General features: G+C 62.5%; 13 protein-coding genes. 8 read left to right on the forward strand and 5 right to left on the reverse strand.

All coding sequences use genetic code 11. The features are described from left to right. Positions 1 to 942, forward strand: coding sequence for a hypothetical protein (locus GKO01_RS05495; protein ID WP_099286152.1), 942 nt, complete (start codon positions 1 to 3; stop codon positions 940 to 942). 20 nt (positions 943 to 962) lie between these two features. On the opposite strand, the gene GKO01_RS05500 is transcribed toward GKO01_RS05495, so the two are convergent. Continuing rightward, positions 963 to 2,492, reverse strand: a complete 1,530-nt coding sequence (locus tag GKO01_RS05500; RefSeq protein ID WP_099286153.1) for an ABC transporter substrate-binding protein/permease — start codon at positions 2,490 to 2,492, stop codon at positions 963 to 965. Beyond that, positions 2,492 to 3,238 (reverse strand): amino acid ABC transporter ATP-binding protein, encoded by a 747-nt coding sequence (locus GKO01_RS05505; protein ID WP_062030364.1) that lies wholly within the window; start codon positions 3,236 to 3,238, stop codon positions 2,492 to 2,494. The genes GKO01_RS05500 and GKO01_RS05505 overlap by 1 nt, the downstream gene beginning before the upstream one ends. Positions 3,239 to 3,486: 248 nt before the next feature. On the opposite strand from GKO01_RS05505, the gene ccmA reads away from it, so the two are divergent. The 3 genes from ccmA (at position 3,487) to GKO01_RS05520 (ending at position 8,208) form a co-directional block, all read left to right on the forward strand. Continuing rightward, entirely contained in the window at positions 3,487 to 4,122 is a 636-nt protein-coding gene (gene ccmA / locus GKO01_RS05510) for a heme ABC exporter ATP-binding protein CcmA (RefSeq protein ID WP_099286154.1), read from the forward strand. After that, entirely contained in the window at positions 4,119 to 4,784 is a 666-nt protein-coding gene (ccmB, locus tag GKO01_RS05515; RefSeq protein ID WP_062030368.1) for a heme exporter protein CcmB, read from the forward strand. Before ccmA ends, ccmB begins: the two co-directional genes overlap by 4 nt. 103 nt (positions 4,785 to 4,887) lie before the next feature. Continuing rightward, positions 4,888 to 8,208: a S41 family peptidase gene (locus GKO01_RS05520; protein ID WP_099286155.1), complete on the forward strand. Its 3,321-nt coding sequence runs from the start codon at positions 4,888 to 4,890 to the stop codon at positions 8,206 to 8,208. Between the two features lie 73 nt (positions 8,209 to 8,281). Here the strand turns inward: GKO01_RS05520 and GKO01_RS05525 are convergent, their stop codons facing one another. Next, positions 8,282 to 8,830, reverse strand: coding sequence for a cytochrome b (locus GKO01_RS05525; protein WP_099286156.1), 549 nt, complete (start codon positions 8,828 to 8,830; stop codon positions 8,282 to 8,284). Between the two features lie 144 nt (positions 8,831 to 8,974). On the opposite strand from GKO01_RS05525, the gene GKO01_RS05530 reads away from it, so the two are divergent. Next, on the forward strand, positions 8,975 to 9,553 hold the full coding sequence (locus GKO01_RS05530) for a YqaA family protein (RefSeq protein ID WP_099286157.1): 579 nt from the start codon (positions 8,975 to 8,977) through the stop codon (positions 9,551 to 9,553). Positions 9,554 to 9,558: 5 nt separating this feature from the next. Here GKO01_RS05530 and GKO01_RS05535 read toward each other — a convergent pair whose 3' ends face one another. Together GKO01_RS05535 and GKO01_RS05540 are read right to left on the reverse strand one after the other, a co-directional pair. After that, positions 9,559 to 11,523: a transglycosylase SLT domain-containing protein gene (locus tag GKO01_RS05535; protein ID WP_174694248.1), complete on the reverse strand. Its 1,965-nt coding sequence runs from the start codon at positions 11,521 to 11,523 to the stop codon at positions 9,559 to 9,561. A 182-nt stretch (positions 11,524 to 11,705) separates the two neighbouring features. Then, positions 11,706 to 12,563 carry a uracil-DNA glycosylase gene (locus GKO01_RS05540; protein WP_099286159.1) on the reverse strand — a complete coding sequence of 286 codons (858 nt, stop codon included), beginning with the start codon at positions 12,561 to 12,563 and terminating at the stop codon, positions 11,706 to 11,708. Positions 12,564 to 12,662: 99 nt separating this feature from the next. Between GKO01_RS05540 and GKO01_RS05545 the strand changes: the two genes are divergently transcribed. From GKO01_RS05545 to GKO01_RS05555, 3 genes are read left to right on the forward strand one after another with little or no spacing between them, the layout of a single operon-like run. Next, positions 12,663 to 14,438 (forward strand): tetratricopeptide repeat protein, encoded by a 1,776-nt coding sequence (locus GKO01_RS05545; RefSeq protein WP_099286160.1) that lies wholly within the window; start codon positions 12,663 to 12,665, stop codon positions 14,436 to 14,438. After that, positions 14,435 to 15,349 carry a 4-(cytidine 5'-diphospho)-2-C-methyl-D-erythritol kinase gene (locus GKO01_RS05550; protein ID WP_099286161.1) on the forward strand — a complete coding sequence of 305 codons (915 nt, stop codon included), beginning with the start codon at positions 14,435 to 14,437 and terminating at the stop codon, positions 15,347 to 15,349. Before GKO01_RS05545 ends, GKO01_RS05550 begins: the two co-directional genes overlap by 4 nt. Positions 15,350 to 15,396: 47 nt before the next feature. Continuing rightward, entirely contained in the window at positions 15,397 to 15,777 is a 381-nt protein-coding gene (locus GKO01_RS05555) for a hypothetical protein (protein WP_099286162.1), read from the forward strand. Positions 15,778 to 15,779: the final 2 nt, after the last annotated feature.

Consider the following 15,779-nt stretch of genomic DNA (forward strand, 5'->3'; position numbering starts at 1 on the left):
ATGACGGCATTCGGACGGCTCTGGCGGCGCGCGCCACTCTGGCGCACCAGCGTGATCGTAACGGTCGGCGCGCTTGGCATGGCGGCCTTCTACCCCACCCCGGCGCTCAAGAAAGCCATGCCGTGGCTTCCGGGCCATCTGCCGGGCGCGGCACCCGATAACGTCGCTTCCGGCGCATCACAGCCGGACGCGCAGGGGACGCAGCCCAATGGCGCGCCCGGCCTCGGTGACCAGATCGGCGTTCCCGATCCGGGCATCACCGAACACGGCAGCCTCACCATCGCCGGACGTATCGTCCCGCTCCCGGCCGGAGACTGGCATCCAATCCTGACCGCACGAAGCGGCGCACATGGTGAGCTTTCCCAGCAGGTTCTGGCACGAACCGATCGGGGCGTCGTCTCAGGCGTCATCGTCGTGCGCGCCACGCAGCAGCCCGTCCCGGCCGATCTGGCCGAACAGCTCGAAACCCCCTGCCATGACGACCGTGACTACGCCGCGCATATTTCAGACAAACCCGGCGTCTCGCAGGAATGCAGCTACACCAGCAACGCCGTCCTCGAGAACCAGAGTGTCAGCAGTGACCCATTCATCACGGCTGCGTTTAACCGGATGCACACACTCGGCTTTCCGGTTCCGAGTCTGATGATCAATGTCGGCTGGTATTATGCCGCAGCCGCAGGCAAGGGCACCGCTCACATCGAAACAGTCGAGACGCTCGTTGCCCCCATCGAACGCGGGTCACGTCAGCTTCTGGCGCCCCCGCAATACTGGAACAAAGCCTCGGTTCACAAAAACCCAGAGGCTTCCCAGTTCATTGACGCGCTGGACCGATGGATGATCGGCTGGTCACGGGTTCTGCGTCAGGGCTTTGACGGAACGCTGAATACGGCGACGCTTGTGCCGCCCCTCATCAACGATCCATCCGCGCCCCAGCCGTCCTGAACAGAGCCGGGCACCCGACTTTAGTGGTGCCCGGCTCCCGAGAAGCCCCGACCCAACCGCCGCTCCGCCATACGCGCCAGCCGCACGAACGGCAGTCCGAGCAGCAGATACGCCATGCCGACCATGATCCCCGTTCCGAAATAATCGTAATAGGTCGAGGACAGCCGCACATAGGTTTGGCTCAGCTCCGTCAATGTAATAACGGAGACGAGCGAACTGTCTTTAAGCAGCGAAATGAAGTCGTTGGTCATGACCGGCACGACAGTGCGGAACGCCTGCGGCACGATCACGAGCCGCAGCGCCTGCCAGTGGGTCATGTTCAGCGCAATCGCTGCTTCCATCTGCCCCCGCGGGACGGATAGAAGCCCAGCGCGATAGTTTTCCGCTTCATAGGCTGCATAGTTCAGACCCAGCGAAATCACACCCGCCACGAAAGGCGACAGCCGGATCCCGAATGCCGGCAGCCCATAGAAAATGAACAGCACCTGAATCAGAAGCGGCGTCCCGCGCACGACCTCGACATAAATGCCCGCAACAAAACGCAGCGGAGCCGCGCCATAATGCCGCGCCAGCGCGAGCAGAAGGCCGAGCGCCACAGCCAGAACCATGGCCAGCGCCGAAACCGCGAGCGTCATCAGCGCCGCCTGCCCGATCAGCGGCAGGAAACTGACATAGCGCCGCATCAGAACACGCCAGCCGCTGCCGGTCGTGTTCGCCATGGCCTCCTGATAACGGTTCCACTCCGTCGGTGCGATATCAGGCTGGCTGTTGTCGCCCGTGTAGTTCGCCATCAGCGGCGTCCACAGGTTCCAGCGCGCCAGAATGCGATGCAGCGTCCCGTCCTTGATGATCTCGCCGAGCGCCGCATCCACCTGGTCGCGCAACTCCCGGTTTTCGGGCGAGAACGCAATCCCGTATTCCATGCTGCCGATCGGCTCGCCCACCAGCTTCATGTCCGGCGAGATACTGCCATAATACAGCGCGATCGGCGCATCGAGCAGGATCGCATCCAGGCGCCCGTTCCGCAGATCCGAGAACGCATTCGTCTCTTCTTCATAGGACCGGACGTTTGAGCCACCCTGCCGGCGCAACATCCGCTCTGCCGTCGTGTCCTTGATCGTCCCGACCGTATGACCCTTGAGGGCCTCCATCGTGTCCAGCCCGGTCTGGTCATGCCGGACGATAATCCGCTCGCTCGTCACATAATACGGACGTGAGAACAGGACGGCCGCCTTGTGCTCCGGCGTCATTTCGATGCCGTCCAGCACCATGCCGTACAGCCCGCGCGACAGGCCGGGGATCAGACCGTCCCAGTCGTTCTGAACAAACTTGGCCTTGCGATGCAGACGCTCGGCAATCGCGTCGGCCAGTTCATATTCAAAGCCGGTCATCCGCGATTCATGGGCCGGATCGTGGAAAACGTAAGGCACATTCGCCTCACCGTCCGACGCCCAGAGCAGATTCTGCGACGCGGCAGCAGGCGCATCGGCCAGCGCGGCAGAAACGGGGCTGACCGCAAGAGCCAGCACAAGCGCAAGAATTTTCTTCATCACAGCAGCGTCCGCAGGAACTGGCGCGTGCGTCCCTCTCTGGGGTTGGCAAACATCAGGTCCGGATCACCGCTCTCAACGATTTCCCCGCCTTCGACAAACAGAACACGGTCCGAAGCCGCACGCGCAAAACGCATGTCGTGCGTTACGACAAGCTGCGTCATGCCATCATCATCCAGCGCCCGCATCACGGACAGGACTTCCTCTGAAAGCTCGGGGTCCAGCGCAGAGGTCGGCTCGTCATACAGCATGACGGAGGGCTTCATCGCGAGCGCGCGCGCAATGGCCGCGCGCTGTTTCTGACCACCCGAAAGACTGTCCGGATAGCGGTCCTTGGTCGCGGCAAGACCGACCTTTTCCAGCAGTTCGCACGCAATGGACTGCGCCTCGTCCCGGGACATTTTCTTGACCTGGATCGGCGCCATCATGACGTTATCGAGCACCGTGCGATGGGGAAACAGGTTGAAGGCCTGAAACACCATGCCGACATGCGCGCGCAGCTTATGGGCCTCGGCCTCGTTGGCGCGGCTCCAGTGCTTGCCCGTACATGCAACCGTCACATCCTCGATGCGGACAGAGCCCGCATCCGGATGTTCCAGAAAGTTGAGGCAGCGCAGAAACGTGGACTTGCCACATCCCGAAGGCCCGATCATCGAGATCAGTTCGCCGCGCTCCACATCGAGCGACAGGCCCTTCAGAACCTCGTTCCCACCAAAAGATTTGGCGATACCACTCGCCTGCAGCACCAGATCAGCCAGTTCCGGAAACCCTTGAAAAAAGACGCACGATCACACGACCGTGCAGCCCTCATAACGGACCTGAGCACGGGTATCGAGACCTTAATGCAGCGCGCGGCACAATTCATGCGATCATCACATTCCGCCCTCCCCACGCACTGACGCCACACCAGCCCTTGCGAAGGACGCCCGCAGGGTCTCTAAAACAGAAAGACACACACCGGGACAGAACCGAACCCCGCGCATGAGACCTTCCGATGACCACCCCGTCTGATTTTCCGCCACCTCCTACGCCCGGACGCCTACTCGATGTCGAGGACGTCACGGTATTCCGTGGGGACCGGCTGGTGCTAGACGGCGTGTCCCTGACGCTGGACGCCGGGGACGCCATGATCCTCACAGGGCCGAACGGGGCCGGGAAATCCACTCTTCTGCGTACGATCTCCGGCCTGCGCCGTCCCGATTCAGGCGAGGTTATCCGTTATGGCGCCCTTGCCTGGCTCGGCCATCAGGATGCCCTTAAGCCGGGCCTGACGCTGGCGCAGAACCTTGCTCTGGCTGAAAAGCTCGGAACAACCCGTCTGCCCGACGCGCTTGACGCCCTTGATCTTACCCATCTGACCGATCTTCCCGCGCGCCTGCTGTCCTCCGGGCAGAAGCGCCGCGCCGCTTTCGCCCGCGTCATGCTGTCCGGCGCCCCGCTCTGGCTGCTCGACGAGCCAACGGTCGGGCTGGATGTCGCCAGCATCGAACGCCTCGGCGCCGTCATGGCCGCCCATCGCGCTAGAGGCGGTGCGATGATCGTCACGACGCATGTGCCCCTTCCCCTCGACAACACCCGCTCGCACGAACTGCCCTCGCTCGCGCATGCGGACTCCTTCTGGCTGTCATGACCGCTTTTCTCGCCCTGATCGACCGTGACCTACGCCTGGCGTTCCGCTTCGGCGCCGACACGCTGGCCTCGCTGCTCTTCTTTATATTATGTGGCAGCCTGTTTCCCCTTGCCCTCGGCCCCTCGCCCGACCTTCTGCGACATATGGGGCCGGGTATCATCTGGGTCTGCGCGCTGCTGGCCTGCCTTCTGCCGCTGGACCGCCTGTTCGGAGCCGAACTCGAAGACGGCTCTCTCGATCTGCTGATGCTGACCGGTCCGGCCCCTGCCGCTGTGGCCTTCGCCAAAATGGCCGCGCACTGGCTGACGACGGGCCTGCCTCTGCTGATCGCGAGCATCCCGCTCGGTATCATGCTGGGCGTCAAAGGCTCCGAACTGCCGCTCCTGCTGGCCGGTCTTGCGATGGGCACGATGTCCCTCTCACTTCTCGGCGGCATGGCAGCCTCAATCGTACTTGGCGCGCGGCGTGGTGGCGTTCTGCTCCCGCTGCTCGTTCTGCCGCTGGCAACGCCCGTTCTGATTTTTGGCGCGGCCTCGTCCTATGCAGGACAGTTGGCCACATCCCCCGCCGCCAGTCTGGATCTGCTGGGAGCATGCCTTTTCGCCTGCCTGCCGCTGTGCCCCCTCGCCGCCGGGCAGGGCCTCAAGGCCGCCGTAGGTTGAGAGAAATGTTATATCTTAACAGGATGTCATCGGAGGGCCTTTGACGCGATGACACCTTTATGAAACGACTGGACCATATTCGTTTCATATCGAGATCATCGCCATGCCCCAACGTCCCTCGCTCAGAAACTCCCTCCTGTCCTGCGCAGCCCTGATGGGGCTGGGGTTCAGCGTCGCGCAGGCCGAGCCGGGCTATCTGCGTGAACCCTCGATTTCCGGCCAGACTGTCCTGTTCAACGCCGAGCAGTCCGTCTGGAGCGTTCCCCTCGCGGGCGGGCAGGCCCAGCGCCTGACGACCGTGCCGCAGGGTGCGAACGCCATCGACCCGCATCCCGTCATTTCCCCGGACGGCACCCAGATCGCCTTCGCCGCCAATTTCGACGGCCCGACCGAAATCTACATCATGCCCCGCAGCGGCGGCACGCCGCATCGCCTGACCTTCGAGAACGTCGCGCGTCTGAAGATCATCGGCTGGGACGCGCATGCCGGGGTGCTCTATGCCAGCCCTGCCGCAACCGGCCCCTATTACAGCCAGACCGTCTCGGCCATTGATCCGAAAACCGGCGCAACGCGCGTCTTCCCGCTTTCCGGCGCGAACGATGCCGCGCTCAGCCCGGACGGACGCTGGCTTTATGCTGTCCGCTTCGGCCTCGCCACGACCGGCGATCACATGCGCGCCTATCGCGGCGGCGCCCTGTCCCAGCTCTGGCGCTTCGACCTTCAGAACGGCAAGGAAGCCGAGCGCATCGGCACGCGTGACGCTAACCTGATCCGCCCGATGCCTTGGCGCGACCGCCTGATCGTCATTTCCGACGAAAACGGCCGCTACAATCTGTGGAGCCTCGCCACCGACGGCTCGGACGCGAAACAGCTCACCCATTTCACGGATTACAGCGTCCTCGAGGCCGCCATTTCCGGCGATCATATCGTCTTCCGTAAAGGCGCGGACCTGTTCGATTTCAATCTGGCCAGCGGTGAGACCACGCCCGTCAAGGTGGACCTGACCTCCGACAACCTGCCCCGCAGCCCGTACTGGCTGGAAAAGCCAACGCGCTTCATGACGTCCTCGACCATCTCCCCCAAGGGCGATGCCGCTGCTTTCACCATGCGCGGTCATGTCGTGGTCGCCGGCGCTTCACCCCGCCGCGTCGTCGTTCTCGCCACACCCGATAACGTCCGCCTGCGTCTCGCCCAGATCACGCCGGACGGCCAATCCGTCCTTGCCTTCAGCGATGCAGGCGGCGATTCTGCCCTGTGGCGCTTTGCAGCCGACGGCAGCGGCAAGGGCGAGGCCATCACCCAGCCCTCCTCCACCGAGCCCGTGGCGCTGTCTCTTTCCCCGGATGGCAAATACGCCGCCCATACCGACCTTCTGGGCCACCTCTGGCTGACGGACCTGTCCACCAAGGCCGACAAACTGGTCGATAACGCCACGCTGGACGGCACCAACGTTTTTGATTCCGTATCCTGGTCCCCGGATGGACATGTTCTGGCCTATGTCCGCACACGCGGCACGAACCTGCGTCGCCAGATCGCCCTTTACGTCCCCGCCACGGGCCAGTCGAACTGGGTGACGGACGGGCGCTATGAATCCTATACGCCCAGCTTCTCCCCGGACGGCAAATGGCTGTGGTTCCTGTCGGACCGCACGTTCTCGCTCGCCAACGGCTCGCCCTGGGGAGACCGCAATATCGGACCGGCCTTCCCGAAGCGGACCGGACTTTATGCCCTCGCCCTCCAGTCCGGCGAACGCTTCCCGTTCCAGCCCGCAACCGAACTGGACCCGACGGACAAGAAGCCCGACGCTGATAAAAAGGACGACAAGAAGAAAGACGGCGACAAGAAAAAATCCCTTCCCGCCATCGAATGGGCCGGGATCGCCACACGTCTCTATCAGGCCCCGGTTCCGGCCGGAGACTATGAAGGCCTCGGCGTTTCGGACGACTATCTGTTCACGATCGACAATTCCGGCTCAGGCGACGGTCCGGGCGATCTGAAGTCGATCCACATCGACAATAACGAACACAAGATTGAAACCTACGCGGCCAAGATTTCGGATTTCGACATCACCCCGGACGGCAAGACCCTTCTGACCCTCAGCCGTCGCGGCAAAAACGCGCCGGAACTGCTCCTGACGCCCGCTGGCGAGAAGCAGCCCAAAGAACTGGACGGCAAGAAGATCGACCTCGACCATCTGCGTCTGCGGATCGACCCCGGACAGGAATGGGCGGACGAATTCGTGGACGCCTGGCGCCTGCACCGCGACCACTATTATGACCGCGACCTGCACGGCGTGGACTGGAAAGCCGTACGCGCCCATTTCGCCCCGCTCGTGGACCGTCTCGGCGATCGTGCGGATCTCGATGATCTGCTCGGCCAGATGGTGGCGGAAATCGGCGCCATGCACTCCCAGCTCCACGCGCCCACGACCTTCGACCAACCCGCTTCCAGCCTCATTGCCGGCCTCGGCGCGCATCTGACGCATGAGGACAAGGGCTTCCGGATCGACCACATCTATCAGGGCGACCGCGACCTGCCCGACCAGCAGTCCCCGCTGGCCGCGCCCGGCGTGGACGCCCGGAACGGCGATCTCATCATCGCAATCAACGGTCAGCCGACCGCAGGCCAGCCCGATCTCGGCTCGTTGCTTGCCGATCAGGCCGGAAAGCAGGTTCTGCTGACGCTCTCGCGCGGCGGAAAGGACCACAAGATCATCGTGACGCCCGTGTCTTATATGAAAGAGCGTGACCTGCGCGCACGCGACTGGGAAGTCAGCCGTGCTGATGTTGTCGACCGGGCCAGCCATGGTCGCATCGGCTATCTGCACCTGCAATCCATGGTCAGCGACGACATGGAAGCGTTTGCCCGCGAGTTCTATGCCAATATCGATAAGGACGGCCTGATCGTGGACGTCCGTGGCAACACGGGCGGCAATATCGACAGCTGGGTTCTCACACAGCTCATGCGTCGCCCGTGGATGTTCTGGGGCCGCTACGGCAACGCGCCGTCGGTGGATATGCAGCAGTCCTTTCAGGGGCGTCTGATCGTCCTGTCCGATGAAATGACCTATTCGGACGGCGAGACCTTCTCGCAGGGCATCAAGTCCCTGCATATCGCCCCGCTGTTGGGCGAGCGGACCGCAGGCGCGGGCGTCTGGCTCTCGGACGGAGACCGCCTTATCGACAACGGCAATGCCCGTACAGCCGAAAATCCTTATTTCGACCTGAACGGACAATGGCTGGTCGAGAACAAGGGCGTCTCTCCGGACATTGAAGTCGAGAACATGCCGGTTGCCACCTTCAATGGACAGGACCAGCAGCTCGACGCAGCCCTCACATGGCTGCGCAAGGATATGGCCGACCATCCGCGTCCAACCCTGAAACCCGCTCCCTTCCCGGCCCAGCAGCCCGCCGCCCCGAAATAAACCGGAGCGTCTCTCCACAAAAAAAAACCTGTCCGATCACTCGGACAGGGGCTTTTTCATGACATGCCGGTCTTCAGAGCATCCGGTCCATAACCGTATCCCTGCGACCATAACGATGCAGCAGAGCTGCAATGCCATGCCCGGCAATCAATACCCCCAGAATCCATGACGAAAACTGGTGCAACACATTCACCAGCGGCACAAACACAGGCGCCTTGTGGGCCAATGGCGGCAGATCGACGATCCACATCATAGGGATCGGCAACCCATGGACAGAACTCCGAAACCATCCCGTCAGCGGCACCACCAGCATCATCGCGTAAAGCGCAAAATGCCCGACCTGCACCGCCAGACGCTCTTCTTCAGGAATATCCGATGACATCGCAGGCGGCCGATGCGTTACCCGCCAGACGAGCCGCAGAACCGTCAGGATGATGATGAACGGCCCGATTTCCTTATGGATCAGCAGAAGAAGCGCCTTCTGGGGCGTTGCCGCATGCGGCATGATCCGCCCCACATAAAACCCCAGCAGCCACAGCGGAATAATGATGGCCGCCATGCCCCAGTGAAACAGTCTGGCGACAAGGGAATAACGCTGAAACGGCGCAGGGGTGTTGTCCATGAAACGGCACTACTCCGGAAGAACGGTTCCACGTCCTATAGCCGTTCGTTTGCCGAAACACATGTTGCACAGAGTTACGGATTTGCAAGCTCCCGCAGGCCGGGTAGGACAGTACGGACGTTCTTACAGGAAGATCAGACCACCATGCTGACACTGCTCTACACCCGCATCACCGAACTGGCCGCCTCGCCGCGTGCCGTCTGGTGGCTGATTGTTGTCGCCGTGGCGGAATCTTCCGTGTTTCCACTGCCCGTGGACCTGATGCTCGTGCCTATGCTGCTCGCCAATCGTGAGCGGGCGTGGTTTCTGGCTTTTGTCTGCACGACCGCCAGCGTCGTGGGTGGACTGATCGGCTGGGTCCTCGGGGCGTTCCTGATGAAACATATCGGCATGCCGATCGCGCATTTCTATCACGCGGATCAGCGCATCCTGAACCTGGAAGCCCTGTTCCGCCGCTATGGCGTCTGGATCATCCTCGCCAAGGGCCTGACCCCACTGCCCTACAAATTCGTCACGCTGGCGGCAGGGGCGGCGCATTTCCCACTGCTCCCGTTCATTGCCGCAAGCGTCGTCACCCGGGGCGCACGCTTCTTCCTCGAAGCCGCCCTGCTCCGCGCTTTCGGAGAGCCCATCCGCGATTTCATCGAAAAACGTCTGGCGCTCGTTCTGTTCGGCGCCCTGATCCTGATCGCAGGCGGCATCGCCCTGATCGAATTTCTTTAAGGACCTTAGTTCAGGGCCATGCGCTCATGCGCCATGGCCTGCTCTTCACCAAAAGACGGCCATTCCGAACGCGTCAATGCCTTCAGGGACGGAGACGGCAGACCCATGCGGTGCGCATACAGCCACGTATAGGTCAGGGCGCGATGAACATAATCGCGCGTCTCGTTATTCGGCAGCGTTTCCATGAAGAACAGCGGGTCATGCATGTCCGCCTTCTGCGCGCCTTCCCAGCGCGCAATCGCTCCCGGCCCGGCGTTATAGGACGCCAGAACCCGAACCAGATCGCCACCTTCAGGCGGCGTCACCGTCGCAACACGGCTCGACTGGTTCGCGAGATACAGCACATAAAGCTGTCCGATCTCCAGATTGGAAGACGGATTGTGCAGACGGCTGACCATATCGGGGGCCACCGGAATCACCGCCACGCCATGCGAATCATACGTCATATGCGACGTGGTAACGAAACTCGCCGTCACCGGGCGGATCTGCATCAGACCATGCGCCCCGGCCCCTGACGTCGCCGACGGATCGAAGTTGGATTCCACCCGCGTCAGCGCATAGACCAGCGCTGGATTCATCCGAAAACCATGGCTGGGCTTCAGGGCGGGCAGAGGCAGCGGCGTCGGTGGCGTCACCTCAGATTCCCGATGCATGACCAGAGAGGCAAGCTGCTCGGACAGATCCTCATAGCCCGCCGCCTGAGCGACCAGCTGAAGTGACCGCGACCGCGCGCTGTCGGAGGCGACATCAACCCACATACGCCGGATCAGGTTTTCGGCCCGCATCCGTTCGCCGATCTGAAGCAGTGCGAAAAGCTGACGCCCCTGCGGCAGAGCGCCCACAGCCTCGACGTCAATTTCGGCAAGCACAGGCACCGGATCATGCAGCGTGACCTCAATCCGCCCACCGGGCAGGCGCGCATGGCCATGACGCCCAAGTTCCAGCGTCTGGGAAGCCAGCATGCCATAGAAGGTTTCGTGATGCGTGGCAGCGCGATGCAGCCACTTCACATAACCCGCCATGTCATGACGCCGTCCCTCAGCCCGTGCTGCCCAGAACGCAGCAGCCGCGCGGATTTCCAGTGCCGTGACAGGCGCATTGGCCGCAGATTGGAACAGGTCATAGGCCGCCTCGACATGCCCTTCGCGCCACGCAGCAAGCCCGGCAACATAAGCGGGCAGCCCAACCTGATGATCCCCACGGCCAAATCCAGCACTCGCATTCCGCAACGCCGCAAGGGTTTCCCCCTGTGACAGCAGACCCAGTGCAATCTCGCCGTAAAGCTGCGCCGCGTAAGAGGCGCTCATCCCCGGCGTGATGTCCACGAGATGCAACGCACTTTCCGCACCCCGCACACCCGTCAGAACCCGTTCCTGAACCGTCCGGTCCAGCAGCGGATTGCGGGCGAATGCATGCATCAGCGGATCGACGGGAGAGGCCGTGCCCTTCATATCGTCAGCCCGCGCATCAGCAGCAAGCGGACGGACGAAAGACTGCATCTGCACCGTTCCCGGCAACGCGATTTTCAAAAGAAGAGCCTGAATGTTCGATGCATCGGGCTGGGACGCATAGTCATGCAGCCATTCCCGAAGCTGTTCGGCCGCAGGATGCGCGCCCGGTGCGAGATAACGCTCAGCCAGCACATCAGGCAGCAGGACATGGTCAGTCAGCAGACGCATCTGCTCCTGAACAACGCGGAAATTGCCTTGGCGCTGCGCCTGAAAGATCAATCGATACCGGCTAGCCATGGCCGCCGTCAGCGGATGGGGCAGCGAAACAACGCCATCCCCGCCCAGAGACGGCCGGGCTTCGGCAAACGCAGTCTCGTCCCCGGCCGGTTCCGGCTGGGGAGTGAGGTTGCGTGTGCTGTCCGCACGCGCCGGAGACAGTGAGCCACCGGCCAGAATCAGTACGCTGACGAGCAAAGCCCGGGCACTACTGCCTGAAATGAAAGGGGGTGTCCTTCGCATAGCAGCGGGTTGCTACCCGCTTTGCAGGGCCTTGGCAAGAACTTGTTAAGTTCTACACACCCTTGGACTGGGCAATGATATAACCCAACCCTAAAACAATCCAGTGGCAAACACCTGTCATCGCGCGTTTTTTTACGTTTTTCCGAAGTTTTTTAATGGTAGCATTTGTACCCATTTAGTCCTCATTCTTCTGGAGAGAGTTTCTCCATCAGAATCAGCAGATCCTGCCAGGCATTCCGCCGCGCAGCCGCACTTGCACGCAGTTGCAGAGGGTGCCGCATCGGCAGAAGTGGCACCGGAGTCGCAAGCCCCGGAACCGATACGTCCGTCCACCGCCCCCGCATCCGCCCGACAGCAGCATCCGGCCCCACCAGCATCTTGAGCGGCGTCACCCCCATCGTCACCAGAAACCCCGGTCGACACAGGGCAATGGTCCGCAACAGAAGCGGAAGACAGGCCTGCATTTCCGCATCGCTCGGCGTTCGCCCGCCGGGCGGCCGCCAAGGCAAGGCGGGCGCCATCGAAATCCCTCCGCGCTCCAGTCCCGCAGACCGCAGCATTTTCTCCAACAATGCCCCACCCTCGCCCGCAAACAACGTGCCGGAACGGTCCTCATCCGCATCAGGCGCCTCGCCGATCAGCATGAACGGCGCCCCCTCGACGAAAACCGGCTCCAACCGATGCGTGGCAGTTCGGGCCAGAAACAGGTCGCCCGGCGCTTCGGTCAGGCGCATCAGTGTCGGCAGATCCGGCGCTTCTTCCACCGCCCGCGCGGACAGCCCGCTCGCCGACGCACCAGCCGCCCTCGCAGGTATCCGGCGCGCTCCGTCGCCTCCCGAAAGAGCCTCGGGCAAATGTTGCGCAAAATCCTGCCGCTCCGTCCCGACACGCGGCGGCAGTTGCGGTGTCGCCTCGGCCAGACGATCCACCGGCATTTCACACAGGGCCTCGTCCACACCCCAGTCATACTGGAGTTGAAGCGCGGCCAGCAGATCGGCACGGCTCAGAACTGCCGACACATCACTGACTGGGGGCGTCATGGTTGATCCGTCCTGATGGCCTCTCACTCCGTCGCCACACAGACCCTAAAGGGATGCCGGTTGGCGTGGAGCCTCAAGAGGGCTAGAGTTTCTTCCATTATGCAGATCACACGCGGCTGGCCCAGATCATTCGAGGAATTTTCCCGCCCGCTCCGTCTGGTGCTTCCCGCTCTCGCGCTGGGCAGCAGCCTGACAGGGAGCGCGCTGGCCGCCCTGCCTCCGGCCATCAAGCCGACCGTTAATCCGGAAAATTCCCTGACCGGCTGGATGCTGGCAGCAACAGTCATGATGGAGCGCGGAGACGTTCCCGCCGCCAATCTGGCTCTCTCCCACGCCCTGCCGCTCGCCCCGCATAATCTCCAGCTACAACACGACGCCCTGCGTTATGCCGCTATGGCCGGTCATCAGACCGAAGCCGTCAAACTTGCCAATGCCCTGCCCGATCAGGCCGCCGGCAGCGATATCGGCACACTCATTCTCGCGCAGGACGCCTTCGCCCGGCAGGACTGGGCCGCGATGCGCCGCATCCTCACCCGCAGCTCCCATCACGGTCCGCTCGTCACAATCGCAGCGCCCGTTCTCATGGGCTGGAGCCTCGCCGCCGAGGGCCATCCCGACAAGGCTCTGAACCTGCTGGCGGAAGCCGCAGGCCAGCCCGCGACCCGGAGACTCTATCTTCTGCACGCGGCCATGGTGGCGGAATACCTCCCGACACCCCTGCTCGCCGGACAGCTCTATCACCGCACAGGAAACGCGTCCGGAGATCCGCTGACGCTCCAGATCCTCTATGCGCAGCTCTATGGCGGCTGGCTCGAACGACATGGTCACCACAAGGAGGCCAGCGACGCTGTCGCCGCTCTGGGCGTAACCTCTCCGCTGGCCGCCCTCGTCATCGGCCCGTTCCAGCAGGATCTTCCAAACCTTAAAAAACCGACGCCAGTACTCGGCGGGGCCATCCTCAATCTCCAAATGGCCCTCATGATTACGGACGCCATCCAACAAGATGGTATTCCACGCGATCCCGCCATCATCGCCCTGCAACAGGCCATTTTCCTTGATCCCGGCCTGACACTCGCGCGAATCTTTCTGGCTGATACCTTCCGCGAGGCCAACCAGATCTCCAGCGGCCTCGCCGAACTAAACAGCATTTCGCCGTCCGATCCGCTTGCCGCCCTGGCCGCACAGGAACGCATCAACCTTGCCCTGCGCTCAGGAGACCTCGAACAGGAAGCCGATGCCCTGCACCGCGCTCTCGCCCTGCGCCCCGAGAACCCGGAATTCCTGATCCAGCTTGCCGAAGTCGAAGACCAGCGCGGTCATCATACAAACGCCATCGCACTCTATACCCGCGCGCTCAAGGCTTCCCCGCCCCGAAAAGAAATCCTCTGGCCCATCCTGCTGGGCCGCGCGATGGCCGCTCAGGAAAGCGGCAACTGGCCGATGGTGCAGGATGACATGAAACATGCGCTGGAACTCGCCCCGGACCAGCCCGAAGCCCTGAACTTCGTCGGCTATGCCAATATCGAGCATAACACCGATCAGGCGCAGTCTCTCGCCATGCTGAAAAAAGCCGTTGATCTCCAACCCGCGGATGCGTCCATTCAGGACAGCTACGCCTGGGCCCTTCTCAAATATCGCGCAGACCTCAAAACCGCGCTTCCCATGCTGGTTCAGGCCGCCGAGCACGCGCCCGGCGATGCCGAAATCGGCTATCATCTCGGCGTCGCCTACTGGTATCTCGGACGGCACACCGAGGCGCAGGACCAGTGGAACCAGTCCCTCGACGACAACCCCCAGCCGCAGGATCGCGCCCTTCTCCTTCAGGCGCTCCAGAACGGCGGACCCCATCTCGCAGCCTTCGAACAGAAACAATGACCTTCCCAGACGCCCCCCAAGCTACCGCACACGCCAAAATCAACCTGTTCCTGCACATCACCGGCCGACGCGACGACGGGTACCACCTGCTCGACAGTCTCGCGGTTTTTGCCGGCGCCGCAGACCGCATCACGCTTGAAGGCCCCGGCGATACGATGTCGCTGACGATCGACGGCCCCTTCGGCCAAGGGCTGGAAGCGGACGACCAGAACCTCGTGCTGCGCGCGGCCCGTGCCCTTCAGACCAAGGCTGGCACAGCGTTTAATGGCCTGACCGAGTCCTTTCGCCTGAAACTGGAAAAGAACCTTCCTGTTGCTTCGGGGATCGGTGGCGGTTCCGCCGATGCCGCAGCAACGTTGCGCCTGCTGGCCCGTGAATGGGACGCGGATCAGGCCATACTCTTTCCGATCGCCGAGAAACTGGGCGCAGACGTTCCCGTCTGTATCGCGCAGCGGCCGGCTCGGATGCAGGGGATTGGAGAAATCCTCGCCCCAGCCCCGGTCCTGCCCGATGCGGGCCTCTTGCTCGTCAATCCCGGCGTCGGCGTTTCGACACCGGAAGTCTTCCGGGCCTTTGCCGCAGGCGGCGGCATTACGGAGCGGCCTGAAGCCTTCCTCCCCACCCGCTGGGACAGCGCAGAAGCCATGGTCGCCGATCTGAACGCCACAACCAACGACCTTCAGGCCCCGGCCCTATCACAATGCCCGGTGATCGGCACTGTTCTGGCGTCCATCGGCAGCCTTCCCGAGTGTCTTCTCGCGCGTATGAGCGGTTCAGGTGCCACATGCTTCGGCATTTTCCCCAATCCCGACAGCGCTAAGAATGCCGCCCAGGTGCTGAACGAACAAAGCGCACGTCTGGGTTGGTGGACATGGGCCGGAGGCTTCCACCACACTGGCTCTTCAATCTGATCACACCACAACCGGGTAGGGAGCCGAACATCATGACAGCCCCACGCATGCAGGTCACACGTTCAGAAGATGGCACAACGGCCGTCCTGTCCTTTCTCGAAGGCAGCGGCGTTTCAGGTAGCCTTTCTCTCGACGAGACCCAGTTGTCCCAATTGATCACAAGCCTTGGTCTGGCCCATGCGGCCCTGATTGAAAAACGCCCACCGGCACCGATTGCAGGCGCGCGCTTCACGCCCGTCTACACCACGAACTGGGCTCTTCAGATCGACGCCCTGACCGAAGGATCAATGCTGGCGTTCCAGCATCCGGCTTACGGTCCAGTCGGTGTCGTTTTCGGCCCGCAGGACGTCGAACAAATCATTCGCGGCCTGCAAAAACAGCGCACCATGATCCGCTCCAACCCTCAGGATGCCACCAAACCAAGCTGATC

Origin of the sequence: Gluconobacter kondonii, from assembly GCF_002723995.1 — a bacterium.
GTDB lineage: Bacteria > Pseudomonadota > Alphaproteobacteria > Acetobacterales > Acetobacteraceae > Gluconobacter > Gluconobacter kondonii.

Excerpts from the sequence above, each read along its gene's own strand:
- GKO01_RS05540 (WP_099286159.1), bottom strand. The coding sequence starts at position 12,563 with ATGACGCCCCCAGTCAGTGATGTGTCGGCAGTTCTGAGCCGTGCCGAT.
- GKO01_RS05555 (WP_099286162.1), top strand. The coding sequence starts at position 15,397 with ATGCAGGTCACACGTTCAGAAGATGGCACAACGGCCGTCCTGTCCTTT.
- GKO01_RS05530 (WP_099286157.1), top strand. The coding sequence starts at position 8,975 with ATGCTGACACTGCTCTACACCCGCATCACCGAACTGGCCGCCTCGCCG.
- GKO01_RS05520 (WP_099286155.1), top strand. The coding sequence starts at position 4,888 with ATGCCCCAACGTCCCTCGCTCAGAAACTCCCTCCTGTCCTGCGCAGCC.
- GKO01_RS05535 (WP_174694248.1), bottom strand. The coding sequence starts at position 11,523 with ATGCGAAGGACACCCCCTTTCATTTCAGGCAGTAGTGCCCGGGCTTTG.
- GKO01_RS05495 (WP_099286152.1), top strand. The coding sequence starts at position 1 with ATGACGGCATTCGGACGGCTCTGGCGGCGCGCGCCACTCTGGCGCACC.
- ccmB (WP_062030368.1), top strand. The coding sequence starts at position 4,119 with ATGACCGCTTTTCTCGCCCTGATCGACCGTGACCTACGCCTGGCGTTC.
- GKO01_RS05550 (WP_099286161.1), top strand. The coding sequence starts at position 14,435 with ATGACCTTCCCAGACGCCCCCCAAGCTACCGCACACGCCAAAATCAAC.
- GKO01_RS05525 (WP_099286156.1), bottom strand. The coding sequence starts at position 8,830 with ATGGACAACACCCCTGCGCCGTTTCAGCGTTATTCCCTTGTCGCCAGA.
- ccmA (WP_099286154.1), top strand. The coding sequence starts at position 3,487 with ATGACCACCCCGTCTGATTTTCCGCCACCTCCTACGCCCGGACGCCTA.
- GKO01_RS05545 (WP_099286160.1), top strand. The coding sequence starts at position 12,663 with ATGCAGATCACACGCGGCTGGCCCAGATCATTCGAGGAATTTTCCCGC.
- GKO01_RS05500 (WP_099286153.1), bottom strand. The coding sequence starts at position 2,492 with ATGAAGAAAATTCTTGCGCTTGTGCTGGCTCTTGCGGTCAGCCCCGTT.